The sequence below is a fragment of the Enterobacter cloacae complex sp. P6RS genome (assembly GCF_014982245.1).
Taxonomy (GTDB): domain Bacteria; phylum Pseudomonadota; class Gammaproteobacteria; order Enterobacterales; family Enterobacteriaceae; genus Enterobacter; species Enterobacter bugandensis.
The window spans coordinates 108,819-127,720 of the sequence record NZ_JADCLB010000015.1 but is presented as its reverse complement, the minus strand read 5'-3'; the positions used below and the strand labels follow the sequence as shown (position 1 = coordinate 127,720).

Here is an 18,902-nt window from a genome sequence, read left to right as displayed (position 1 = left end):
GAGGAGGGGGCGTTAACGGTTCTCTTCAATATAACGGGCGAGATCGGCCGGGGTTTTCAGCACCGTCGCCACGTCGGTAGGCGGGATCATACAGCCGTAAACGTCCTGCACCTCCAGCACCATGTCGACTGCCAGAATGGAGTCGAGAATGTCGGATTCAATCAGCTCATCGTGAAAGCCAACCTTGCGGGATAACACTTTTTCAAACAGGGCGAGAATATCGTGTTCCATCATTTTTCCTGGGATAATTAATGTGTGCGGGCGTAAGCGTCCAGCAGCTTGCGGTCAATTTTGCCGTTAGGATTTAGCGGCAAAGCGTCTTTTACGATAATTTGTGAAGGCACCATGTAGTGGGGCACCACGTTTGCCAGCGAGGTTTTGATTGCCTCCGGTGCCAACTCCGTCACGCAGAACGCGGCGATGCGCAGCACGCTACCGCAGGGTTTCATCAGCGGCATCACCACCGCTTCGCTGATGCCGGACATGGCCAGCAGGCGGTTTTCAATCTCGCCGATCTCGATGCGGTAGCCATTCAGCTTGACCTGGCTGTCGTTGCGGCCCTGGCAGTAGATGAGCCCGTCTTCATAACCCAGATCGCCGGTCCGGTAGCCGCGGAACGCATCATTTTCCCGACGCAGCAGTTTTGCCGCGTTCTCCTGCGGCAGGTCTAAATAGCCGCGCATGACGTTTTTGCCCCAGATAATCAGCTCGCCCTCGGCGGAAATTTCCATTCTGCTGTCCGGCATCATCACGCCCACCGGCAGCACCGCGCTGTCGCTGTTAAGGATCTCATCCGTGATCTCAACCACGGTTGTCGCAATGGTCGCTTCCGTTGGGCCATAGGAGTTGATGATTTTGGCCTGCGGGAAACGGCGGCGGAGCTGTTTCACCAGCGCTTTATTGAGCACTTCACCAATGAAGATAAAGACGCTGAGTGCAGGCAAATACTCGCTGTTAAAGTGCGGAGAAAGCAGTTGCTGGTAGGCAAAAGAGGGGGTGGAAACCCAGGCGGAGACCGCGTTGCTTTGCAGTCGCTCGAGCCAATTCTCTTTCTGGATATCCTCTTTGGCATTCAGCACGATGTGGCCTCCCATCGCCAGGTTCGCCAGCAGAGGGATCAGGGAGAGGTCAAAGCTGAACACCGCGTGGTTCATCAGCACCGGTTTTTCCGGCAGCGAAAAGTCCTGGCTGACCCACTTCATGAAGTGCCATACGCTTTCACGTCCAATCTGCACGCCTTTCGGTTTTCCGGTGCTGCCTGAGGTAAACATGATATAGGCCAGATCCTGCTCCTCCAGCACCTTGCCCGCCTCGCCGGTGGCGATGAACTGCCGCGTCGCCACGTCGTAGTAGTAAGGGGCGCCGGTCAGGTTGCAGATCTCGCGAAGCCGCTCCTGCGGGTAGATGCAGTCCACCGGGATATACGGAATGTTGTGCAGCAGGCAGCTATAGATCGCCACGGCGAACTCGGCCTGCTGATGGCCGTACAGCACGATCGGCGTACCGTCTGCGGGCTGGCAGCGTAGATAACGCTCTGCCCAGTCCGTCACGGCAGAGGAAAGCTGGAGCCAGCTTAAGGTTTCGTCGCTGCCGCTGATGGCCAGCTGCTGCGGGGAGGCGGGATCGCGCAGTGCCGCACGCAAGAAATCCTGCAGTTCCTGAAGATCGGAGTGATTTTTCATAGAGGTGACATTCCACTGAAGATGTAAAGGGATCCTGCGGCGCTTCCCAGCGTCAGAATTCGTCCCAAAAACGCAACGGCCGGATACTGCAATCCGCGGTGTAACGTTGGGCTGCGTTTGGCTGACCACAGCAGCATGTTGTGCGCGACGGAAATCGCGCCAAACAGCGCGCCGCTGATGACGTAATGGCGTTCCAGGCCATTCCACGCCCCCATGCAGAACAGGGTGCAAAAAATACCGATATTTTGCGCCAGCGTTTTGTTCTGGCGGAAAAAGTTAAACTTCATCAGGTTCATATAGACGGGCATAAAGACCACGTCGCGCAGCCATTCGGACAGGCTGATGTGGAAGCGGCGCCAGAAATCCTGCGGGTTCTTCGCAAGAAGCGGCATGTTGAAGTTTGCCGGAATATTCAGCCCAAACAGTCGACCCGCGCCGATGGCCATATTGCTGTAGCCCGCAAAATCAAAGTACAGATAGGCGCTGTAGGCAATCGACATCACCACGCCCACGGTCAGGGTAAACGGCTTATGGCTCCAGGGCTGCACGACGAGCGAATCGATCAGCATGGCAAACAGGAACTTCTGAATGATGCCGGTAATAATTTGCTCCAGCGCCGTTAAAAACTGCTCGCGGTTCAGGACAAATGCCGGCTTATTCACATCGCTCATCCATGTCCGCCAGCGATACATCGGGCCGGCCAGAATAATAAAGGGCATAAAGAGATAGCAGAAATAGTGCAGGAAATTCTGGCCCTCTTTTTTACTGCGATACAGCAGTACATCCACAGCGCGGAAGGTCATAAAAGAGAGACCGATTGTGCCGAGGTGATAATTAAAATGTAATTTCACCAGAACCAGAGGCAGCAGCGTTAAAACGACCGCCTGCCAGGTTTTTAATCTGCCTTTTTCTTTTAACGTGGCGACAAGATAAAACCAGCAAAAGACGGCCACGGGAACACCGTAATTGCCCTGAAAAATATAACCCCAGCCTAATGCTGTCACCACGGATAAGGAAACTAGCCAGGTCAGACGGTGGCGTAAAACACGATTAACCATCGCAAACGCCAGCGCGGATGAAAATAAACAGACAAAAAACATTCCTGAGCTGTACATCATTTCGCCTCAGAATTTTTGATATTCAAAATGCAGCTGCATACTCATGCTGTCATCGACAGCGGTCCATGCAACGACGGTGATCGCCAGCAGTAAATAAAGGCAAAAAAGACGGATCGCGATTTTCATTATTTAAAACTCTGTGCAATAAAGCGAAGCATTGGCACCCAGGCCAGTTCGGTAGGGTGCAGACGATCCCAGTTCCAGCCGTTCTGATACGGCATGGCGTACATATCCAAATACGGAATCTGGTTCTCTTTCAGAATGGTTTGAATCTGCTTATCGAACGGGCGGAAGGTGTCGGTATTGTAAAGCGCCCAGGGGTTAACCGGGTCGACGATAGCAATCACCTGCACGTGATGCGCTTTCAAAAGCTGAACGGTTTTCCTGAGCGCGGCGAACTGCCCCGGCACCACCGGCGTGTCATCCCACTGCTGCGGATTACCGTCCTCGTCGTAAATCGTTTTGTCCATCCACAGCGTGGCCGCGCTCTGATGGCGCTTTTTATTCAACTCGCGGGCATTCGCCAGCGCTTTATCCCAGTCAGGGGAAAGACGGGCGGTTGGCTGCTGAGGCCAGGGCTGCGCCGTCTGTGGCCTGATGTTGAGCAGCGACAGCCAGTCGTTTTTAATCAGGGTGCAGAAGTTTGCAAACTGAAAACTCAGCTCGTCCCACATCAGCGCCGGATGCCAGCCATACACACGCATTTGCCCGAAGGTTAAATGGCTTATCTCTTTTGCATCAATATGCTTCAGGTAATTAACCAGGAACGGGCGCGCCTGCGGATCCTTCATCAGGGGATTAAAAATCGAGCCCGGAAAATTATCCGCATAGATAGCGGGCGGCAGGCCTTTTGAATAAAAGCCGTCAGGCGCCAGAAGCAGCACCACTTTGCTGTTTGCGTTAAGGCTATCTTTAAAACGCGAGAGAAGTAAAAATTGCGTTTCGTCATCGACAAACGCATCGCCATAGGCCACGACGGGCTGGTGCAATTGCTTATTAAAATAATTAAATACGGCGTAATGTTCCTCTTCTGAGGTGGCGACCTCAGACGCACCAAGGAAGAAAATAGCATTCCCTTCTAGGGCATGGGAAATAGTGGCTATTTTTTCCGCCTGTTCTTTTGTCGTCCCTGCCATGGACTTGATCAGCGGCTGGAATTTAAGCGGCGGATCAAAGCTTGTCACCAGCGGGTGAAAACTCAGGACTAAAATGGCCAAAACGGCCATCAGGATATGTAAGCAAAACGTATTTTTGATTTTCATCATCAACCAGTAAGGCGCTATGACAGTAATGCGTTAAAACCCGCATTACCCGGATTTATTACCATTACAAAACACATGGCCGTCTATTTTTTTTGGCATTCTATACCACGGTGATTTAAAAGGATGAGCGTTGCTGTGTAACGGTATGTACAAGGGGGGAAGGGGGGAGGGCAGGAAAGCGTCCGGGTGACTTTTTGCGCAGTCAAACGCCTGCAGGCAAAAATAGAAAAATTCCTGCTTTACAAGGCGCTAATAGATGTTTATAGTGCGCCTCACTTTGGAAGCGTGGCCGAGCGGTTGAAGGCACCGGTCTTGAAAACCGGCGACCCGAAAGGGTTCTAGAGTTCGAATCTCTACGCTTCCGCCAAATTCGAAAACCCTGCGATAGCAATATCGCAGGGTTTTTTCGTTTTACAGCGCAATCACCAGCTCCCCGGAGTGACTCCGCGAACAGCAGAGCGCCACCTGCTGGTCAGCCGCACTTTTTTCTGCCTCCGACTGCACGCTATCCCTGTGGTCCACCACGCCGTCAATCACCGGCGTCAGGCAGGCGCCGCAGATCCCCATTTCGCAGGACAGCGGCACGTCCACGCCGTTTTCCTGTAATACCTGAGCGATGGTCTTATCCGCAGGCACCGGCCAGCGCTCGCCGGTGGAGGCAAGTTTGACCGTAAAGATCTCGCCTGCGACGCCGCTTGTGACAGGGGGAGCGGGCTGAAACGCCTCGCTGTGGATATGGGCGTCATTCCATCCCTTCGCCGCCGCCACATCGCGCGCTTTCTCCATAAACCCCGTAGGTCCGCACACCCACGCGTGCAGCCCCGCTTCAGGTGCGGGGAAATGCTCCGCCAGCGTGGTTCGTGGGGTGGTGGTATGAATAATGCAGTCACCGCACTGCGAGAGTTCGCGCGCAAACGCCGCGTTTTCCCGGTTTCTGACGTAATAGTGCAGCGTAAACGGCGTTCCGGTCGCTTTCAGCTGCAATGCCATCGCATACAGCGGCGTAATGCCAATCCCTGCTGCCAGCAGCAATACCCGCTCAGCCTGATGCAGCGGAAACAGATTGCGCGGGGCCGAGATTGAAAGCCTCTGGCCCGGACGCAGCGTTTCGTGAACGTAGCGCGACCCGCCGCGCGAGGCGGCTTCTCGCCCCACGCAGATAAGATAGCTCTCGTCGCCACATGCCCCGGTCAAAGAGTACTGGCGGACCACGCCGCAGGGCAGGTGGACATCAATGTGCGCGCCGGGTTGCCACGCCGGTAGCGCGTCGCCGTTTTCGGCCATCAGCCTGACGGCGAGGCTTTTATCCCCCTCGCGCCACAGCCCGTCAACGATCGCGTTCAGCATATTGGCCTCCGTCATACCAGGAAAAATTCGCCAAAGCCCATCTTCTTCAGTCCCCGACGGTAGGCAATCGAGCTTTTATCTGCCGGAATATGGGCTTCCAGAGTGAGATCCAGCGGCAGACTTTCCGGGCGCTGTGTTTCGACCATCAGGCGATCCTCTTCAAAAATGCGCAGGTTAAAGGCATGCACGTCCTCCACCGGAATATGCAGATCAAAGTTGCGCGCGATGGGCGCGAACATGCGGGTCACCCGTGACGAGACGGGCGAGGCGGCGTTCATAATCACCAGCCGCGATTCACCCGGAAAATGAATCGTCAGGGTGGCGGTAAACGGCAGATGCATTTCAAAATGGCGCAGCCACTGGAACCCTTCTGGCGCCTGCACGGGTGAACTGGCGGGATAGTTGCTCACGGAACTCCAGTAATCGGCCACGAAACCGAATGGCGTCTCCTGCGGCTGATAGATAGGGACAAGCTGATTATTGGGATCGGCAAAGGTATCGGTATGGATCCATGCAAAGTGGGCAACATCCAGAAACCCTTCCACCTGGCGCCCGGCGAAGCCGTTCACCTCAAACGCCGGGCAGTTGATCTGCTGAAATCCGTCGTCGCTCCAGTGCGGCATGGTGGGCAGCGGCACGGGATTGTCCGGGTCAAACGCCAGGCAGGTCCAGATCAGGCCGAAGCGCTCTTCCACCGCGTAGTTAATCAGGTTCAGCTTCGCCGGAACGGGCTGGTCGGGGCTGGACGGAATGCGGTTGCAGCGGCCGTCTTCACCAAAGCGTAAGCCGTGGTAGGGGCAAATAATCCCGTGATCGTCGTGAAAGCCGAGCGTCAGCGGCACGCCGCGGTGCGGACACACGTCCCGGGCAACCACGACCTGGTCGTTAATTCGGTAAATCACCAGCTGTTCATCCAGCAGGGTGGCCTTGACGGGGGCCGGGCCGACGTCGCAGGCGCGCGCAACCGGATGCCAGCATTTCGCCAGGCGCAGCCAGTCCTCTGGCTCAAACGTGCAGTGGGCGGGTGGTGTCGGTTCTCTTTTCATCGTTGTCCCTCTTGTTCAGCCTAACGGGCCGCCCTGAATGGTCTCGCACAGACCGTTGATAATGCGTTCCCCGGTCTCCTCTTTGAGTTCCTGATACCAGGCCTGCGTCAACGCCATATCTTTCCCGTGGGTGACGTCGCAGCGTTTACGCGCTTTCAGCACCAGGTCGCGCACCCGGTCGCAGCGCAGGGCTTCGTACTGCCGCAGCGCCAGCGTAATGTTGTGGTTTTCACGCAGGCATTCGCCCAGCACCACGGCGTCCTCCATGGCCGCGCAGCCGCCCTGGCCGATATCCGGCGTGGTGCTGTGCCCGGCATCGCCGAGCAGCGCGACGTTGCCGCGTACCAGGCTGTCGAACGGCTCGATGTCATGGATTTCAATGCGGTTGGTGGTATCGGGATCCAGCGCGGCGATAAGCTTCTGTACCGGCGGCGCCCAGCCGCGGAAGTAGCCCGTGAGATCGGCGCGCAGGGTGGTGCGATCCTCCGCCAGGCCCGCGGGCAGCGGCACGTCAAAAAAGAAATAGAAGCGTCCGTTGGAGACGGGCATCAGCGACACGCGTTTACCCTCGCCAACGAAGGTGGTCCACTGGTGCGCCGGGGCAATCTCTTCGTCAATCTTCACCAGCCCGTTCCAGTTCACGTATCCGGCGTAGCGGCGCTCCGGGGTATAGCCCAGCACGTACGGACGAACCGCCGAGTGGCTGCCGTCGGCGGCAATCAGAAAATCGCCTGTTGCCGTGGTGCCATCGGTAAAGGTCACGCTTACGCCCGCGTCGTCTTCATGAACGTGTTCCACGCGCTTGCCGAACTGCACCTTGTCGCGCCCCCAGAAGTCCAGCATTTCCCGCTGAAGCTCGGCGCGCGAGACGGGGCAGGGACGCCCTCCGGTACGCTCAACCAGCGGGGCAAGGCTAAAGCGGGTCAGGGTGTCGCCGCGCCGGTAATCCTTGTAGGCCATAAAACGCATCGGACCGCCGTAGGTTTCGATGATGTCGCCCATGCCGAGGTGCTGCATACACTTCACGCCGTTAGGCCAGATGGAGATGGCCGCCCCGACGGGCCGGATCTCTTTTACGGCTTCGAACACGGTACAGTCGATGCCCGCTTTCTTTAGCGCGACGGCAGCGCTCAGGCCGCCAATACCCGCGCCAATGACGATTGCTTTCATGCTTCTCTCCTTTTGCAGGGTGTAAAAACATTCAGCAATTTGCGTACCAGGCTGCAGAGTGGCGAAAACGGCGTTGTGGGAGGTGAGTTTGCACTGCTAAGGTGCGCAAACACGGTGAATATGCCTTTTTATGAATCAATAATTTCCTGTCCAGCCATACAGAATCGACTGTTTCACATCGGCGACAAGAGTGGCGTGGTTTGTGCAACAACCCGGAGGAGGACAATAAAGGAGACACTATGATCGCACTGAACGACTTCAATCATCTTCCTGAGAAAGAGGCTCTCGCGCTGCTCACCCCCTGCGTGGCGCTCCCCGGCTGGGCTGAGGCGCTGGTTTACGGTCGGCCTTACCCGAGCCGGAGTGAATTGACGATCGCGGTGCAGGCGCTGATGCTGCGCTGGGACGAGGCGGCATTAACGCAAGCCCTGAACGCCCATCCGCGCATTGGGGAAAAGCCCGCGGGTTCAGCGGCGGAGGCGGCGCTGTCGCGCCAGGAGCAGGGCGCGGTGAATGACCGGGACGCGGCGCTTGCGCAGGCGCTGCGTGAAGGCAATGCCCGCTACGAAGCCCGCTTTGGGCGCGTATTTCTGATCCGCGCGAAGGGCCGCAGCGGCGAGGAGATATTACAGGCCCTGCGCGCGCGGCTGGAAAACAGCGACGTGCAGGAAGTTCAGGCGGCGCTGGAACAGCTGCGGGAAATTACGCTGCTGCGGCTGGAAGGAGTGATTAGCGAATGAGCACGCTCAGCACCCATATTCTCGATATTTCAACGGGCAAACCCGCAGCGGGCGTGACGGTTCATCTCGAACGGGAGGGCGAAATCATGGCGACGGGCGTGACCAACGCTAATGGTCGCATCACCGAATTTGTCCCTTTCCTGCCCGCAGGCCGCTATCGGCTGGTGGCGGAGATCGGGGCGTGGTTTAGCGCAACCGGCCGGGAGACGATCTATCCCTGCGCGCAAATTGATTTTGTGACGGGAGAAGCGGCAGACGAGCATTTCCATCTGCCGTTTGTGATTGCCCCCGGCGGGTGGTCAACCTACCGGGGCAGCTGACCATACCCGCTCGCCGTTGACCCAGGTCTCGCTGATGTTGCGCTCGTCGCCCAGGGTCATCAGCACAAAAAGCTGCTCGTAGATATCCTGACAGCGGCGATTGCGCAGGCGCTGCAGCGGCGTGACGTTGGGGTCGATAACTACGAAATCCGCCTCTTTGCCTGCCGCGAAGTTGCCAATCTTATCGTCCAGCCTGAGGGCGTGCGCGCCGCCCAGCGTGGCGTGGTAAAAGGCCTCGCTGGCACGCAGGCGGTAGCTCTGAAGCTGGCCGACCTTGTAGGCTTCTCCCAGGGTGCGCAGCATGCTGAAGGTCGTCCCCGCGCCGACGTCGGTGCCGATGCCCATCCGCACCCTGTGCTGCCAGCAGGCGGGCAGGCGAAACAGCCCGCTGCCGAGAAACAGGTTTGAGGTGGGGCAAAACGCCACCGCCGAACCGGTGTCGTGCAGGCACTGCCACTCGCTGTGGTGCAGATGAATCGCGTGGGCAAACACGCTGCGCTCGCCGGTCAGGCCGTAGTGGTGATATACGTCCAGATAGCGCTCGTGCTCCGGCCAGAGATCGTTCACCCAGGCCACTTCGTTGGGGTTTTCGCTGAGATGGGTCTGCAGCCAGGTATCCGGAAACTCCTCTCTGAGCAGGCTGACCGCGGCGAGCAGCTCGGGTGAGGACGTTGGGGCAAAGCGTGGCGTAATGGCATACCCCAGCCGACCCCGTTGATGCCAGCGCTGGATCAGCTCCCGCGTCTGCCGGTAGCTCTGCTTTGCATCTTCGCTCAGGTAGTCCGGCGCGTGCCGGTCCATCATTACCTTTCCGGCGATAAGGCGCATGTTCAGGCGCAAGGCTTCGGTAAACAGCGCTTCTACCGATTGCGGATGCAGCGTGCAAAACACCAGCGCGGTGGTGGTGCCGTTGCTCACCAGTTGGTTAATGAAAAATTCGGCGATCTCTTTCGCGTAGGCTTCATCGGCAAACTGGCTCTCCACCGGGAAGGTGTAGGTGGTCAGCCACTCCAGCAGCTGTTCGCCAAAGGCGCCGATCATCTCCGTTTGCGGGTAATGAACGTGGGTGTCGACAAAACCTGGCAGCAGCAGCCTGCCGCGCAGGTCGGTATAGCCTTTGTAAGGGTCAAGATACTGCTCGCCCTCCTGCCACGGCATCTGCGCCAGAATTTTTCCGTTCTGGATAAACAGTAGCCCGTCCTCAAGGTAGCGGGCGTGTTGGGCAATCGCGTCTGCGCTGTCGCAGACCTGGGCGATATCGAAAAATGCACCGCGTATCGCAGTCTGGTATTCCATCGTGGGTCCTGCCTTAGTGTTTGCGTAGCGGGGTGAAAAAGCTCAGCAAGAACGGTGCCAGAATGAACGGGCCGCAGATAAACTGCGGCCGGAGGGAGAGGTTACTCTTTTTGCGTCGCCACGCGGGAGCTGAACGAGGCCGCGCCTGCCGTCTCGCGCTCTTCCCGCGCCAGCCAGCGGTAGGTCACGCCGCCGAGGAAGACGCCGATAAACCAGCTGAAGTTTGCCACTTCATGCAGGGCCGGGATAAAGCCAATCACCAGACCTACGGCAACGGATGGGATCAGCGCGCCAATGGCCTTCGGGTTAAAGCCGTTGCGGTACCAGTATTTGCCCTTTGGCGTGTCGTCGAACAGATCGTCTACCGACACCTTGCCGCGCTTAATCAGGTAGAAATCGGCAATCAGAATGCCGAACAGCGGGCCGATAAACGCTCCGAGCACGTCCAGGGTGTAATGGATGAGCTCCGGCGAGTTGAACAGGTTCCACGGGGTGAGCAGGATCGAGCCGACGGCGGCAATCATCCCTCCGGTGCGGAAGCTGATCTTCTGCGGCGAGCAGTTAGAGAAGTCAAACGCCGGTGAGACAAAGTTCGCGACGATGTTGATCCCAATGGTGGCGGTGATCATCGTCAGCAGGCCAATCGCCACGGCTAGATCGTTACCTACGCGGCTGACGGTTTCGATCGGGTCGGTGATCATGCGGCCAAACAGCGACTGGGTACCGGAGACAATCACCACGGTGACGATGGAGAACAGCAGGAAGTTAAACGGCAGCCCCCAGCGGTTGCCGCGGCGGATCTCACCCATGCTTTTGCCGTAGCGGGAGAAGTCGCCAAAGTTGAGCAGCGGGCCGGAGAAGTAGGAGACCACCAGCGCGGTCGCGGTGATCATCTGCCAGGTTTGCTCGCCCGCGCTCAGGGATTTGCTGGCGAGGGTAAAGGAGATCCCGTCGAAACCGGTCTTGTATACAATCCAGCCCGCGAGGGCCAGCATTACCACGTAGACCGCCGGACCGGCGATATCAATAAAGCGCTTAATGGCGCTCATGCCGTGCCAGAAGACCATCGCCTGCAGGACCCACATGATGGCAAAGCAGATCCAGCCCAGCGGCGACAGCCCCAGGAAGGCACCGGTGGTAAGGCTCGCCAGTGAAGGCCAGAACTTCAGCACCACCAGCATCAGCGCGTTGGCGGCAAGCCAGGTCTGGATGCCGTACCACGCAAAGGCGATAAGCCCGCGGATCACCGCCGGAATATTGGCCCCGAAGACGCCAAACGCCTGACGGCTGATCACCGCATAGGGCACGCCCGCCATCTGGCTCGGTTTGGCCACCAGGTTGGCGCACAGCTGCACAATGCAGATCCCCACCAGCAGGCAGAGCAGCACCTGCCAGCTTGCCAGCCCGAGCGTAAAGAAGCTCGCGGCAACAACGTAACCTCCCATGCTGTGAACGTCGGACATCCAGAACGAAAAGATGTTGTACCAGCTCCAGTTCTGGTCACGCGTCGGTGCCAGATCCTCATTGCAAAGACGTGGGCTGTAAACCGTACCGGAATCAGCGGCCGTACTCTGCTGTGCGTTTTGACTGTTTGGCATGAAACCTGCTCCTGTGAATGAAAACCCGTTGAGTGGGAGTGCAAACGGTGTTGCAGGATCCAGGCCAAAATAATAAATCTTGTATGCAATATTTTATTTTTATGTATACGATTCGATAACGGAAAGTAAAATTCGGAGTGGAGAATGAACAACATAAACGCCCTGCAGACCGCGCCAGACCTGCATGACAAAGACGAAACCATCTTCCAGGCGCTGATGACCGCGATTGTGGAACATCAGCTGCTGCCGGGGAGCAAATTGCCGGAAGAGGCGCTGGCCGAGGTGTTTGGCGTGAGCCGCACGGGCATCCGCAAGGTGCTTCAACGACTCGCCGCTGTGCAAATGGTCACCCTGACGCCCAAACGTGGTGCACACGTCGCCAGCCCGACGGTGGAAGAGGCGCGGCACATCTTCCGCACCCGCGCGCTGCTGGAGGTCGCTAACCTGCCGGACGTGCTGGCGCACTGTCAGCCGCCGCACCTTGCCGCGCTGGAGGCCATTATTCGCCAGGAGCAGCAGGCGCACGAGGCGTACGACGGCCCGGCGGCAATCCGACATTCCGCCAGTTTCCACATACAACTGCAGGCCATCTCCGGTAACCAGGTGCTGACGGAGATAGTGACAAGCCTGAGCCAGCGCTCCTCGCTGGTGATTGCTACCTGGGGCGCGCCGTGGCGTCAGGGCTGCCGCTGCAACGATCACGAACAGCTGGTGGATCTGCTGCGCCAGAAGGCGCTTGAGCCATTAAGCGATGCCCTCATGCACCATTTTGAACACATCGTTTCCAGCCTCTGCTTCGAGCGGGCGGGCGAGTGCCTGCCTGATTTTGCCCGGCTGTTTGCCGGCCACAAGGAGTCGTAATGTCTGTCTGTATACAAGTGATCAACCCCAACACCAGCCTCGCCATGACGGAAACCATCGGCGCGGCGGCCCGCGCGGTGGCGGCACCGGGAACGGAGATCCTCGCGGTCTGTCCGGGCGCGGGCGTGCCGTCTATAGAAGGCCACTTTGATGAGGCCATCGCCGCCGTTGGTGTCCTGGAACAGATCAAAAAAGGCAGGGAGCAGGGCGTGGACGGTCACGTGATTGCCTGCTTTGGCGATCCGGGCCTGCTGGCGGCGCGCGAGCTGGCGCAGGGGCCGGTTATCGGCATTGCCGAAGCCGCTATGCATATGGCGACGCTGGTGGCGACGCGCTTTTCGGTGGTCACCACGCTGCCGCGCACGCTGATTATTGCCCGCCATCTTCTGCACCAGTATGGCTTTCAGGACCACTGCGCGGCGCTACACGCCATCGACCTTCCGGTGCTGGCGCTGGAGGACGGCAGCGGTCTGGCGCAGGAGAAGGTGCGCGCGCGCTGTATACAGGCGCTGAAAGAGGATGGCTGCGGCGCCATCGTGCTCGGCTGCGGCGGCATGGCGACGCTGGCGCAGGAGCTGACCCGCGAGCTGCGCGTGCCGGTGATCGACGGCGTCAGCGCGGCGGTGAAGATGGTGGAGTCGCTGGTGGCGCTGGGGCTGTCGACCAGCAAGCATGGGGATCTGGCCTTCCCGGAGAGCAAACCGTTAAGCGGGCATTTTCAGGTATTGAATCCATTTTAACTTTTGGGGGTGGTATGGGGCTTTTCGAACAGGATTATCCGCGGGATCTGCGCGGCTACGCGGGCAACCCGCCGCACGCGCGGTGGCCGAATGAGGCGCGTATCGCGGTGCAGTTTGTGCTCAATTATGAAGAAGGGGCGGAAAACCACGTTCTGCACGGCGATGCCGGGTCCGAGCAGTTCCTGTCGGACATCATCGGCGCGGCCAGCTATCCGGACAAACATATGTCGATGGACTCCCTTTACGAATACGGCAGTCGCGCCGGGTTCTGGCGGATCCACAATGAATTTCAAAAACGCGGCCTGCCGCTGACGGTCTTTGGCGTGGCGATGGCGCTGGCGCGTCACCCGGAGATTGTTGAGGCGATCAAGGCCGCGGATTACGACGTGGTCAGCCACGGCTGGCGCTGGATCCACTATCAGAATATGGACATCAGCCAGGAGCGCGAACATCTGCACAAGGCGGTGCACGTTCTGACCGACCTGTTCGGCAAGCCGCCGACGGGCTGGTACACCGGGCGCGACAGCCCCAACACCCGCCAGCTGGTGGTGGAGCACGGCGGCTTTGACTACGACAGCGACTACTACGGCGATGATTTGCCCTTCTGGACGGAAGTGGCCTGCGGCGACGGCACCCGCAAACCGCACCTGATCGTGCCCTATACGCTGGATGCGAACGACATGCGCTTTGCGACCGCGCAGGGGTTTAACACCGCCGAGCAGTTTTATACGTACCTGAAGGACAGCTTTGACGTGCTGTACGAGGAGGGGGAGAGCGCGCCAAAGATGATGTCCATCGGCATGCACTGCCGCCTGCTGGGAAGGCCGGGACGTTTTCGCGCGCTGCAACGGTTTCTGGATTACGTGCAGCAGCACGATCGGGTGTGGGTCTGTACCCGCCAGCAGATTGCTGACCACTGGCGGGAAGTGCATCCGTTTCAGAAGTAATTGTGCGATGTTTTGCCGGGTGGCGGTTGCGCCTTACCCGGTCTATACCATCAAACTCACCTGCGCCGCAACAATGCGCCACCCGTAGGCAAACCTTACCCACGTCTGCTGCTGGCGGCCAATCCGCTCCGTACCTTCACGGGTAAACTCGGTGCTGCACACGGCATAATCCTCCCCGAAGGTGGTAATCACGGTGTGGCGCAGCGTCCGCTGAAGCCCGGCAGACGGGCGCGCCGCCCTAAAGGCGCGGATTTCATCGATCCCGTACAGGTTTTCACCCGCCCCCAGACGCACCGTGTTTTTGTCGTGCCAGAACAGCTCGTCCAGCACGGCAATGTTGTTACTCACCAGCGCGTCTTCATAGCGATAAAACGAGGCGGTCACCTCGGCAACCACCCACGGCAGGTTAATGTCATCGTGATTGATCATGCTGCAACCTCCGCCGGGTGGGCATCGGTGATGCCGCTCTCTTCCAGCACGCGCGCGACGCGCAGGCAGGCCTGCTCGTTAAACGGCGCGGCAATCAGCTGCAGGCCAATCGGCGCGCCATGTGCGGTGCGCAGCGGAACGGTGGTCACGGGCAGGCCCAAAAATGAAATCGGCTGGGTCAGCATCCCCATGCTGGCGCGGATGGGGAGCGGCTGACCGTTAATCTCCATGGTTTGCTCGCCGATCCGCGTGGCGCTGCGCGGCGTCGCGGGGGCGATCAGCACGTCGGCCTGGGCAAACAGTGCGTGAAACGCCTGCCGCGCCTGCGCGCGGAACCGCTGGGCCTGAATATACCAGGCGGAGGGGATCATCGCGCCTGCCAGCAGTCGCTCGCGGGAGTGCGGCTCAAAGCGCTCGGGCTCGCGGCGAAGTGCGGGCAGGTACTGATTTCCCCCTTCGGAGGCGCTGATGATAAACGCCGCGGAGCGCGCCAGCTCGGCGTCCGGAAACTGCAGCTCATCCTGCACGTCGAGCGCCTTCGCCACCCGCGCCACGGCGTCTCTGGCCTGTGCGTCGCACCAGGTAGTGAAGTAGCCGCCGAGCACCGCGCAGCGCAGGCCGTCAAGCCCGCGGTCTAGCAGGGGGCGCGTCTGCTCGCGTGAGCTCTCTGCCTGAAAACGGTCGCTGCTGTCCCGCCCCTGAAGCGCGTCGTACACGGACGCCAGGTCGCACACGCGGCGGGCGAAGGGGCCGATATGATCCAGGCTCGCGACAAACGGATGGCTGCCGGATCGTGACAGGCGGCCAAAGGTGGGCTTGAGGCCATAGATGCCGCACAGGGAGGCCGGAACGCGAATCGACCCGTTGGTGTCGGTGCCGAGCGAAAAGTGCACCAGCCCGGCGGCCACGGCGGCGGCTGAACCGCCAGAGGACCCGCCCGCAATGCGCGTCAGGTCGTGCGGGTTACGCGTCGCGCCGTAGTGGCTGTTCTCGGTGGTAAAGCCGTAGGCGTAGGCGTCCATATTCACCATCCCGGACAGCAGTCCGCCCGCGCTGCGCAGCTGGCGCACGGCGAAGCTGTCAGCGGCCGCAGCGGGACGCTGGCTGAACAGCTCGGCGCCCGCGAGGGTGCTGTGTCCGGCAACGTCGAACAGGTTTTTCACCGCGTAGGGCACGCCCGCCAGCGGCGGCAGGGGGCGCTTTTCGCGGCGCAGGGTGTCGATGTTCTCGGCCTCGGCGAGCATGCGTGCTTCCGTCACGGTGGTCCAGGCATTGATCTGCGGATTAACGCGCCCAATCGCCTCCAGCGTCTGGCGGGCAATCTCATGGGCGCTCAGCTCGCCCGCGCTCAGCGCCTGTTGAATGTCGCTGATACTCATCTCGTGTAGCGTCATGCTTTATACACTCCTGCGATCTCCAGACGGTCGTCGAGCGGCAGCGCCATCAGCGGGGCGGCCATGCTGGCAATGCGGCTGAACTGCAGCTGCAGCTCGGCGCGCCGGGCGTCATCCAGCGTCACGCCGAGTACGGATTCCATCTGCGCAAGATACGCCTGCCAGTCGGGCTGATGTGTCGTCATTTTTTTCTCCTCAGAATCCGGCGGCCGCGCCGTTGCTGCGCGGGTCAAATGCCCCTTCGAACAGCCCGTTGGGGTGGCGGACAATCGCGCCCGCGTGGCCCATCGCTTCACTGAAGTCAGGGAATATTTCTACCTCATGTCCGAGTACCTGAAGCCGTGAGACCGTCTCTGCGGTAAAGCGTCCTTCCAGCTTTAACGTGTCTGAGGTTTGTCCCCAGGTGCGCCCCAGCAGCCAGCGCGGGCGGGAAATGCTTTCCTGCAAGGGCACGCCCTGAACCACGTAGCGGGTAAAGAGCGCGGCCTGGGTTTGCGGCTGTCCGTCACCGCCCATCGATCCGTAGACCATTACGCGCCCGTCTTTAAGACGCGCCGCCGCCGGGTTCAGGGTATGGAAAGGCTGTTTGCCCGGCGCGAGGGCCAGAAGATGAGCGGGGTCGAGGCTGAACGACGCCCCCCGGTTCTGCCAGACGATGCCGGTATCGGGCAGCACCACGCCGCTGCCGAACTCGTGATAAATACTCTGGATAAACGACACGGCAAGCCCGCTGTTATCCATCACCCCCATCCACACCGTATCGCCGGGCCCTTTTCCGGTTCCCCACGGCGCGGCGTGGCCGTCGTCAACCCTGTCGGCAAGCGCCAGCAGGGCGGCGGGATCCAGCAGTTTCTGAATCTCGGTTTTCAGTTCACGCGGGTCGGTAATGTGGGCATCGCGCAGGCCAAAGGCCAGCTTGGTGGCTTCAACGATGCGGTGAATGGTGTCCGCGTCGTCGGCCTCCGCCATATTCAGGCGGTCGGTGATGCCGAGTATCGCCAGCGAGACCAGCCCCTGCGTCGGCGGTGCGTGGTTAAAGATCTCCCCCTGCTGATGCTGCAGCTTCAGCGGCGCGGTGCGCCGGGCAACGTGCGCGTTAAGATCGGCCAGCGTCACGGGCATGCCCAGCGTCTCCATGCCGTGCGCCAGCACGTTCGCCAGCGGGCCGCGATAAAAGCTGTCCAGACCGTCCTCTACGAGGCGCGTCAGGGTTGAGGCCATGGCGGGCTGGTAAAAACGGCTCCCGACCTGGGGCGGCTTACCGTTCACCAGCCACGTTTCCGCGAAGCCGGGGATGGCCTTAAGCTCGTCGAATTTACTGGCCGTGGCATGGGCCTGTGAGGCCGTGACCGGGGTGCCGTGCTGCGCATAGTCAATGGCGTCGGCCAGCAGGCGGGCCAGCGGCAGCGACTTGCCGGTCATCTCGCGGGAGACTTTCAGCGCCTCGTCCCAGCCGCTCACCGTGCCGGCGACGGTCAGCGCCGCCTGCGGCCCGCGATGGGGAATGTGCGTGTGCCCGTCGTAGGCGGCAAGCGTCGCGCGCGATCCCGCCGCGCCGCTGGCGTCAATGGCGATGGGGTCGCCTTCTGGCGGCACGATAAGCCAGAAGCCATCGCCGCCCAGCCCGTTCATGTGGGGGTAAACCACGGCGATGGTGGCCGCCGCCGCGACCATCGCTTCAATCGCGCTGCCGCCTTCGCGCAGCACCGCCAGCGCGCTCTGGCTGGCAAGATGGTGGGGCGCAACGGCCATGCCGTGCGTGGAGACGTTGCTTTGCATGAGAAGTCCTCGTGACACTGAAAGTCACAAGGCGCTGCAAAAGCTGTTCCAGTTCTGAAAGAAAAGTTTCAATAAACTGGCACGTATAATGAATACGTATAAAGAAAGGTATAATGTGATGAAACAAAAGTTACAGAGGCGCTATGGAACAACTGGATGAACGTCTGAAAGCACAATACCCGTCGCTGTCGCCGCAGGAGCAGCGGGTGGCAGACTTTATATTCGACCATTTTGACGACCTCATTAGCTACAACAGCGCCGAGCTGGCGCAGCTGAGCGGGGTGTCGAAAGCCACGGTCAGCCGCCTGTTTAAGCGTCTGGGCTATGAGAAATATAAGGATATGCGCGACGAGCTGCGCACCCTGCGCCAGAGCGGGATGCCGCTCACCGATAATCGCGATGCGGTGCAGGGCAACACGCTGCTGGCGCGCCACTACAAGCAGGAGATGGCGAACCTGACCCAGTGGGTCAATGCCCTTGACGCGCAGCAGTTTGCCGACGCCATGGCCTGCATGGTCAAGGCGCGGCGCATTGTGATTATCGGCATGCGTAACGCCTATCCGGCGGCGCTCCACCTGCGCCAGCAACTGCTGCAGGCGCGCGGTCATGTGCTGGTCCTGCCGCAGCCGGGCCAGAGCCTGAGCGAGGAGCTGGTGGACCTAACGCCGGACGATCTGGTGGTGATGATGGCCTTCCGCCGCCGCCCGCGCATCATTCGTCCGCTGATGCAGCAGCTTCAGAGTAGCGGTATTCCGGTGCTGCTGATGTGCGAGCCGCAGGCCCACAGCCTGTTTCCGCTGGCGAGCTGGCAGCTCTGCGCCCCGCTGGACAGCGTCTCCGCCTATGACAGCTATTCCTCGGTCAACAGCCTGATCAACCTGCTGGCGAACGCCTTCCTGCATGACATTCTCGATAAAGGCCGTCCGCGCATTCACGAGATTGCCTCCCTCTACCAGCAGCTGGACGAACTCGAACAACGATAATGGGGCATCAGACTGGTGCTTTGCATTGAAATGGTGCAATTGAACGGGGCGAAAATAGAGAGTATTTTCGCCCCGTCCGCGTTTTATCAGGCTTTAAGAGAAAATTCCCCGCTTCGCCTTATCTGGCACATTAGTTGCAAAATCACATTCAAAGAATCTTTTGTTTCATGTTAACGTTACGGGGAAGCAC

The 18,902-nt window shown here is 59.7% G+C and carries 18 protein-coding genes, 1 tRNA gene and 1 pseudogene; 7 read left to right on the top strand and 13 right to left on the bottom strand.

Features of this window, described 5'->3' with window-relative positions; genetic code table 11:
- Nucleotides 1-12: 12 nt before the first annotated feature.
- From INF73_RS09265 to INF73_RS09250, 4 genes are all read right to left on the bottom strand, one after another.
- Nucleotides 13-231 carry an acyl carrier protein gene (locus INF73_RS09265; RefSeq protein ID WP_028012621.1) on the bottom strand — a complete coding sequence of 73 codons (219 nt, stop codon included), beginning with the start codon at nt 229-231 and terminating at the stop codon, nt 13-15.
- A gap of 17 nt (nt 232-248) precedes the next feature.
- On the bottom strand, nt 249-1,682 hold the full coding sequence (locus tag INF73_RS09260) for an AMP-binding protein (protein ID WP_193540420.1): 1,434 nt from the start codon (nt 1,680-1,682) through the stop codon (nt 249-251).
- Nucleotides 1,679-2,797: an MBOAT family O-acyltransferase gene (locus INF73_RS09255; RefSeq protein ID WP_126326719.1), complete on the bottom strand. Its 1,119-nt coding sequence runs from the start codon at nt 2,795-2,797 to the stop codon at nt 1,679-1,681. Before INF73_RS09255 ends, INF73_RS09260 begins: the two co-directional genes overlap by 4 nt.
- A 128-nt stretch (nt 2,798-2,925) precedes the next feature.
- Nucleotides 2,926-4,062 (bottom strand): D-alanyl-lipoteichoic acid biosynthesis protein DltD, encoded by a 1,137-nt coding sequence (locus INF73_RS09250; protein ID WP_193540489.1) that lies wholly within the window; start codon nt 4,060-4,062, stop codon nt 2,926-2,928.
- Nucleotides 4,063-4,341: 279 nt separating this feature from the next.
- Here INF73_RS09250 and INF73_RS09245 point away from each other — a divergent pair.
- A tRNA-Ser gene (locus tag INF73_RS09245) sits at nt 4,342-4,429 on the top strand.
- Between the two features lie 44 nt (nt 4,430-4,473).
- Here INF73_RS09245 and INF73_RS09240 read toward each other — a convergent pair.
- Genes INF73_RS09240 through hpxO form a run of 3 tightly spaced genes read right to left on the bottom strand, consistent with a single transcriptional unit; the run spans nt 4,474 to nt 7,625 of the window.
- A complete protein-coding gene (locus INF73_RS09240) occupies nt 4,474-5,409 on the bottom strand; it encodes a PDR/VanB family oxidoreductase (RefSeq protein ID WP_193540421.1) in 936 nt (311 codons plus the stop codon).
- Between the two features lie 11 nt (nt 5,410-5,420).
- Complete coding sequence (gene hpxD / locus INF73_RS09235; protein WP_041910590.1) at nt 5,421-6,455, bottom strand: molybdenum cofactor-independent xanthine hydroxylase subunit HpxD; 1,035 nt, start codon at nt 6,453-6,455, stop codon at nt 5,421-5,423.
- A gap of 15 nt (nt 6,456-6,470) precedes the next feature.
- Entirely contained in the window at nt 6,471-7,625 is a 1,155-nt protein-coding gene (gene hpxO, locus INF73_RS09230; RefSeq protein ID WP_166720871.1) for an FAD-dependent urate hydroxylase HpxO, read from the bottom strand.
- A gap of 239 nt (nt 7,626-7,864) precedes the next feature.
- On the opposite strand from hpxO, the gene uraD reads away from it, so the two are divergent.
- Both uraD and uraH read left to right on the top strand, forming a co-directional pair.
- Nucleotides 7,865-8,365 carry a 2-oxo-4-hydroxy-4-carboxy-5-ureidoimidazoline decarboxylase gene (gene uraD / locus INF73_RS09225; protein ID WP_193540423.1) on the top strand — a complete coding sequence of 167 codons (501 nt, stop codon included), beginning with the start codon at nt 7,865-7,867 and terminating at the stop codon, nt 8,363-8,365.
- Nucleotides 8,362-8,685 (top strand): hydroxyisourate hydrolase, encoded by a 324-nt coding sequence (gene uraH, locus INF73_RS09220; RefSeq protein ID WP_193540425.1) that lies wholly within the window; start codon nt 8,362-8,364, stop codon nt 8,683-8,685. The genes uraD and uraH overlap by 4 nt, the downstream gene beginning before the upstream one ends.
- Here uraH and guaD read toward each other — a convergent pair.
- Entirely contained in the window at nt 8,665-9,981 is a 1,317-nt protein-coding gene (gene guaD, locus INF73_RS09215) for a guanine deaminase (protein ID WP_193540427.1), read from the bottom strand. The genes uraH and guaD overlap by 21 nt on opposite strands.
- A gap of 101 nt (nt 9,982-10,082) precedes the next feature.
- Entirely contained in the window at nt 10,083-11,579 is a 1,497-nt protein-coding gene (locus INF73_RS09210; RefSeq protein ID WP_193540429.1) for an NCS1 family nucleobase:cation symporter-1, read from the bottom strand.
- Nucleotides 11,580-11,723: 144 nt separating this feature from the next.
- Between INF73_RS09210 and INF73_RS09205 the strand changes: the two genes are divergently transcribed.
- From INF73_RS09205 to puuE, 3 genes and pseudogenes are all read left to right on the top strand, one after another.
- On the top strand, nt 11,724-12,440 hold the full coding sequence (locus INF73_RS09205) for a GntR family transcriptional regulator (RefSeq protein WP_193540431.1): 717 nt from the start codon (nt 11,724-11,726) through the stop codon (nt 12,438-12,440).
- Nucleotides 12,440-13,274, top strand: a pseudogene (gene hpxA, locus INF73_RS09200) (allantoin racemase). Before INF73_RS09205 ends, hpxA begins: the two are co-directional and overlap by 1 nt.
- Nucleotides 13,228-14,127: an allantoinase PuuE gene (gene puuE, locus INF73_RS09195; RefSeq protein ID WP_370567528.1), complete on the top strand. Its 900-nt coding sequence runs from the start codon at nt 13,228-13,230 to the stop codon at nt 14,125-14,127. Before hpxA ends, puuE begins: the two are co-directional and overlap by 47 nt.
- 42 nt (nt 14,128-14,169) lie before the next feature.
- Here puuE and hpxZ read toward each other — a convergent pair whose 3' ends face one another.
- Genes hpxZ through hpxW form a run of 4 tightly spaced genes read right to left on the bottom strand, consistent with a single transcriptional unit; the run spans nt 14,170 to nt 17,729 of the window.
- The gene (hpxZ, locus tag INF73_RS09190) at nt 14,170-14,556 is read right to left on the bottom strand and encodes an oxalurate catabolism protein HpxZ (RefSeq protein WP_193540437.1); all 387 of its coding nucleotides are present in this window, start codon (nt 14,554-14,556) and stop codon (nt 14,170-14,172) included.
- A complete protein-coding gene (locus INF73_RS09185; protein ID WP_193540439.1) occupies nt 14,553-15,950 on the bottom strand; it encodes an AtzE family amidohydrolase in 1,398 nt (465 codons plus the stop codon). The genes hpxZ and INF73_RS09185 overlap by 4 nt, the downstream gene beginning before the upstream one ends.
- Nucleotides 15,947-16,135 carry an oxalurate catabolism protein HpxX gene (gene hpxX / locus INF73_RS09180; protein WP_025912972.1) on the bottom strand — a complete coding sequence of 63 codons (189 nt, stop codon included), beginning with the start codon at nt 16,133-16,135 and terminating at the stop codon, nt 15,947-15,949. Before hpxX ends, INF73_RS09185 begins: the two co-directional genes overlap by 4 nt.
- Nucleotides 16,136-16,145: 10 nt before the next feature.
- Complete coding sequence (gene hpxW, locus INF73_RS09175) at nt 16,146-17,729, bottom strand: oxamate amidohydrolase (protein ID WP_193540441.1); 1,584 nt, start codon at nt 17,727-17,729, stop codon at nt 16,146-16,148.
- Nucleotides 17,730-17,872: 143 nt separating this feature from the next.
- Between hpxW and hpxU the strand changes: the two genes are divergently transcribed.
- Entirely contained in the window at nt 17,873-18,712 is an 840-nt protein-coding gene (hpxU, locus tag INF73_RS09170) for a MurR/RpiR family transcriptional regulator HpxU (RefSeq protein WP_193540443.1), read from the top strand.
- Nucleotides 18,713-18,902: the final 190 nt, after the last annotated feature.

Excerpts from the sequence above, each read along its gene's own strand:
- INF73_RS09265 (WP_028012621.1), bottom strand. The coding sequence starts at position 231 with ATGGAACACGATATTCTCGCCCTGTTTGAAAAAGTGTTATCCCGCAAG.
- INF73_RS09260 (WP_193540420.1), bottom strand. The coding sequence starts at position 1,682 with ATGAAAAATCACTCCGATCTTCAGGAACTGCAGGATTTCTTGCGTGCG.
- INF73_RS09255 (WP_126326719.1), bottom strand. The coding sequence starts at position 2,797 with ATGTACAGCTCAGGAATGTTTTTTGTCTGTTTATTTTCATCCGCGCTG.
- INF73_RS09250 (WP_193540489.1), bottom strand. The coding sequence starts at position 4,062 with ATGAAAATCAAAAATACGTTTTGCTTACATATCCTGATGGCCGTTTTG.
- INF73_RS09240 (WP_193540421.1), bottom strand. The coding sequence starts at position 5,409 with ATGCTGAACGCGATCGTTGACGGGCTGTGGCGCGAGGGGGATAAAAGC.
- hpxD (WP_041910590.1), bottom strand. The coding sequence starts at position 6,455 with ATGAAAAGAGAACCGACACCACCCGCCCACTGCACGTTTGAGCCAGAG.
- hpxO (WP_166720871.1), bottom strand. The coding sequence starts at position 7,625 with ATGAAAGCAATCGTCATTGGCGCGGGTATTGGCGGCCTGAGCGCTGCC.
- uraD (WP_193540423.1), top strand. The coding sequence starts at position 7,865 with ATGATCGCACTGAACGACTTCAATCATCTTCCTGAGAAAGAGGCTCTC.
- uraH (WP_193540425.1), top strand. The coding sequence starts at position 8,362 with ATGAGCACGCTCAGCACCCATATTCTCGATATTTCAACGGGCAAACCC.
- guaD (WP_193540427.1), bottom strand. The coding sequence starts at position 9,981 with ATGGAATACCAGACTGCGATACGCGGTGCATTTTTCGATATCGCCCAG.
- INF73_RS09210 (WP_193540429.1), bottom strand. The coding sequence starts at position 11,579 with ATGCCAAACAGTCAAAACGCACAGCAGAGTACGGCCGCTGATTCCGGT.
- INF73_RS09205 (WP_193540431.1), top strand. The coding sequence starts at position 11,724 with ATGAACAACATAAACGCCCTGCAGACCGCGCCAGACCTGCATGACAAA.
- hpxZ (WP_193540437.1), bottom strand. The coding sequence starts at position 14,556 with ATGATCAATCACGATGACATTAACCTGCCGTGGGTGGTTGCCGAGGTG.
- INF73_RS09185 (WP_193540439.1), bottom strand. The coding sequence starts at position 15,950 with ATGACGCTACACGAGATGAGTATCAGCGACATTCAACAGGCGCTGAGC.
- hpxX (WP_025912972.1), bottom strand. The coding sequence starts at position 16,135 with ATGACGACACATCAGCCCGACTGGCAGGCGTATCTTGCGCAGATGGAA.
- hpxW (WP_193540441.1), bottom strand. The coding sequence starts at position 17,729 with ATGCAAAGCAACGTCTCCACGCACGGCATGGCCGTTGCGCCCCACCAT.
- hpxU (WP_193540443.1), top strand. The coding sequence starts at position 17,873 with ATGGAACAACTGGATGAACGTCTGAAAGCACAATACCCGTCGCTGTCG.